Raw genomic sequence first — 3,189 nt, 5'->3', positions numbered from 1 at the left:
GGATAGCCAGGCGGCTTAGATATTTCTATCTGTTCTTAAATTTACTTTATTAGCAGATCCCTGAAATCGATAATAATCAGATCTCTTTTGCCTACTACGCGGTATTTTTAATGTTTACTTCTCTTTTTTGGTTCTATATTCAGAAATCAGAACATAAATTTTACTTATTTTTCATAAACTCTCGTTTGTCATTGCATTTTTACAAAAAGAAAAAAATGAACTCAAACAAGAAGAGTTTTGTTCTATTTTTAATATTCCTTTGGTCGGTTTACGCCGCCTGGGAGCTTGATGTGCAAACTGCGCTAAAAAATTACCCAGATAGCGTAACCCGCTATGACCTATTGCTACTTCCCTTTTTAGTTATATTCACCGGCTATGTTATTCTTCTTTTGATTCGCAAGGAAAACATTGATAATACTCAGGATACTGATTGGGATTAACTCTAAAAATGCTACGGACTTACCCCTGCGTTGAATTCTTTCTTAGTCATTTAGCTAAATACAGAGACTGCCCCTCACTTATACCCTGAACTGCCTAAAGTGAGTTAGCCACCTACCGCAGTTCCTAAAAGCCAGAGGGGAAATCACCGAAATTTATTCAGAAGAAGCTTTTTAATCCTTAAAATCCTATTTATCTTGGTTAGAAAATTGCTATCCCATTAATTTTGATTGAAACGACTGAGCTGAACTACAACTTACCAACTATACTAGACACCCTTGGGTTAATACAGGGGACTACTTTGGGTATTTTGTTATTAATCCTGAATTATAAGCACTTTCGGAGTACTTATTTTCTTGGGCTGTTTTTGTTGTTGTTTTCATTAAAATTAGCAGTTTTTGTTTCCAGGGGATTAAATCTTGATCAGATCTACCCGGAATTGTTTCTTTTACCTTTTAATTTTTCCTGGCTTCTTTTTCCTATTTTCTTTATCTACACCCAGAAAATTTCAATATTCTCCGATCAAAAAATAAAATATTGGGTACTCTTTCCGGGGATAATATCAATTGTGCTTCAAATAATTATTTATTTCCTTCCACACTCCACTAAACTGGTAATTGCCGAAAGTTTTTGGCATGAAATAGTATTCACGATTCTTGGCATATGCTATTCATGGGGTATCGGTATTTGGAATTTAAAGTTACTAGCCGAGCACAAAACCGAGGTTCAGAATACATTCTCACATATTGAACGTAAGGTATTGGAATGGGTACGCATTTTTCTGATTTACAGCTTGGCCTCTTCTGTATTAATCCATATTCTGTACTATATTTCGCCTAATGACTACTATTTTAGGATCATCTTTTCGATTTTTGATCTGATAGCCATTTACTGGGTATCGGTCAATGGGGTCATACAGCAGAATGTCTTGTCCATTCTCGTCAAAAATGAATCTGGCTTTCCAATTCAGCACTACCTAGCCATTGAAAATGACCAAAGAAAAAATGAAAATGATGATGATCTAAATACAGTAATGGGTGATATTGACTCTTATATGGAAACCTCCCAGGCTTTTTTACACAGTGAACTTACCATTGTAGATCTGGCCCAAAAATTGAACGTCCATCCAAAAAAAATTTCCACTACTATCAATACCACCACCAATCACAATTTTAATTCCTATGTCAATCGGCTTCGCATAAAAAAAGCGGAAGACATATTAACCAAACAGCTGTCAAATAATTTAAGTATTGAGGGTATTGGCAAAGAAGTTGGCTTTCACAGTAAAAGCGCTTTCTATTCGGCCTTTAAGAAAGTAACCGGCACAACACCAACCAAATACAAGGAAAGAGTCTCCATTTAGTAAGTTCATTCTTCAGCTATCTGGTAATAATCAGGAGGTATATCTTCTTAAAAATCCTGGTACTAGCCAGTATTGATTCCTGATTTCGGAAGAAAATTAGGTAATAAAAATACCATTTTGTTCTGATTTCCGAAATCCAAACGCATTTACTCTATTGATAGTTTGTTCCCGGAGAATATTTACGAAATCTTCGAGTTAGGAGTTTGTCAGTTCGCGTTTGGTTAAAAGACCTTTTCCTTTCGTAGAATAATAAGCGGGCTGTCAAAACGTATTGAAATGTCGATCATGGAAAATAGTTGCCATCTAATTTCAAAGTAATGAAGTTTCAGGTAAAATTTTTTCTGGAAATGCTTCTAAATATTTTATGCTATGACCAATAAAGAAAATCAGAAAGCGAAAATACTTAAATATGTAGCTATCAATGATGCGGGAAATTTCAATACCTGGAATCCTGCACATTTAAGGGAATTAAAAAATAATGAATTTAGCCCTGATCTAGGCCAGAGAATCCTATTCGAAAACGAATATCTTCGTATTTGGGAAGTTGTATTATTGCCTAAAGAACGACTCCCATTTCGAAAAATGGAATTAGATTATTGCTGGGTAGCTGGTTCTGAGGGAATGGTAATTTCTAGATACTCTGATGGAAAAATCGTACTCATGCATTTAGAAAAGGGAGATTCTGAGTTTTTAGATCATGAGAAAAAACACGCAATTTACGATCTGGAAAACGTTGGACAAGACACCCTCTTTTTTCAAATGACACAATATAAAGGCGAGCAATTGTTCGTTAAAGAAAAGATTCAGGAAGGTATAAAACGAAATACTGCCCGAGACCTGTAGTATTCCTGAATTTTACAGTGTAGTGAATCAATTGCTGGAAGCCTCCTCGAAATTTCTGATTCTACGAGTTGGTTTTCTATCTTTACCCCATGAAAGTTATCTCTACCAATATTGGCAGCCCCACCAAAATTCATTGGAAAGGTTTTGAAGAACAAACAGGGATTTTTAAATACCCTGTTGCTGAACCAATTTATCTCAGGGCCACCCAGGTAGATAAAGATACTATCACCGATGATATACATCACGGAGGAATTTTTAAGGCCTGCTATCTCTTCTCTGCCTCACAATACCCGTTTTGGCAGAAACACTATCCCTCTCTTTCTTGGGATTGGGGAATGTTCGGGGAGAATATAACCATAGATTCTATGCCCGAAAATGATCTTCTCATAGGGTCTGTGTATACCCTTGGCAGTGCCACAGTGCAAATAACGATCCCACGAGAGCCCTGTTATAAACTAGGAATCCGATTTAAGGATCAGGAGGTCATAAAAGCCTTTGTAGATCACGGTCACCCGGGCACTTACGTAAAGGTGCTGCAGGAAGGA

At 36.5% G+C, this 3,189-nt stretch carries 4 protein-coding genes; all 4 read left to right on the top strand.

What is annotated here, in order from left to right; all coding sequences use genetic code 11:
- Positions 1 to 215: 215 nt before the first annotated feature.
- A complete protein-coding gene (locus tag WBM49_RS05150) occupies positions 216 to 440 on the top strand; it encodes a hypothetical protein (RefSeq protein ID WP_424370994.1) in 225 nt (74 codons plus the stop codon).
- Between the two features lie 566 nt (positions 441 to 1,006).
- Positions 1,007 to 1,801: a helix-turn-helix domain-containing protein gene (locus WBM49_RS05145; protein WP_424370993.1), complete on the top strand. Its 795-nt coding sequence runs from the start codon at positions 1,007 to 1,009 to the stop codon at positions 1,799 to 1,801.
- 369 nt (positions 1,802 to 2,170) lie between these two features.
- Entirely contained in the window at positions 2,171 to 2,644 is a 474-nt protein-coding gene (locus WBM49_RS05140) for a hypothetical protein (protein WP_424370992.1), read from the top strand.
- Between the two features lie 89 nt (positions 2,645 to 2,733).
- A partial coding sequence (locus WBM49_RS05135; protein WP_424370991.1) for an MOSC domain-containing protein occupies positions 2,734 to 3,189 on the top strand: 456 nt, incomplete at its 3' end.

Source organism: Muriicola sp., from assembly GCF_049669965.1.
In the GTDB taxonomy this organism is placed as follows: Bacteria; Bacteroidota; Bacteroidia; order Flavobacteriales; family Flavobacteriaceae; genus Muriicola.
This window is presented reverse-complemented; position numbering and strand designations above follow the sequence as displayed.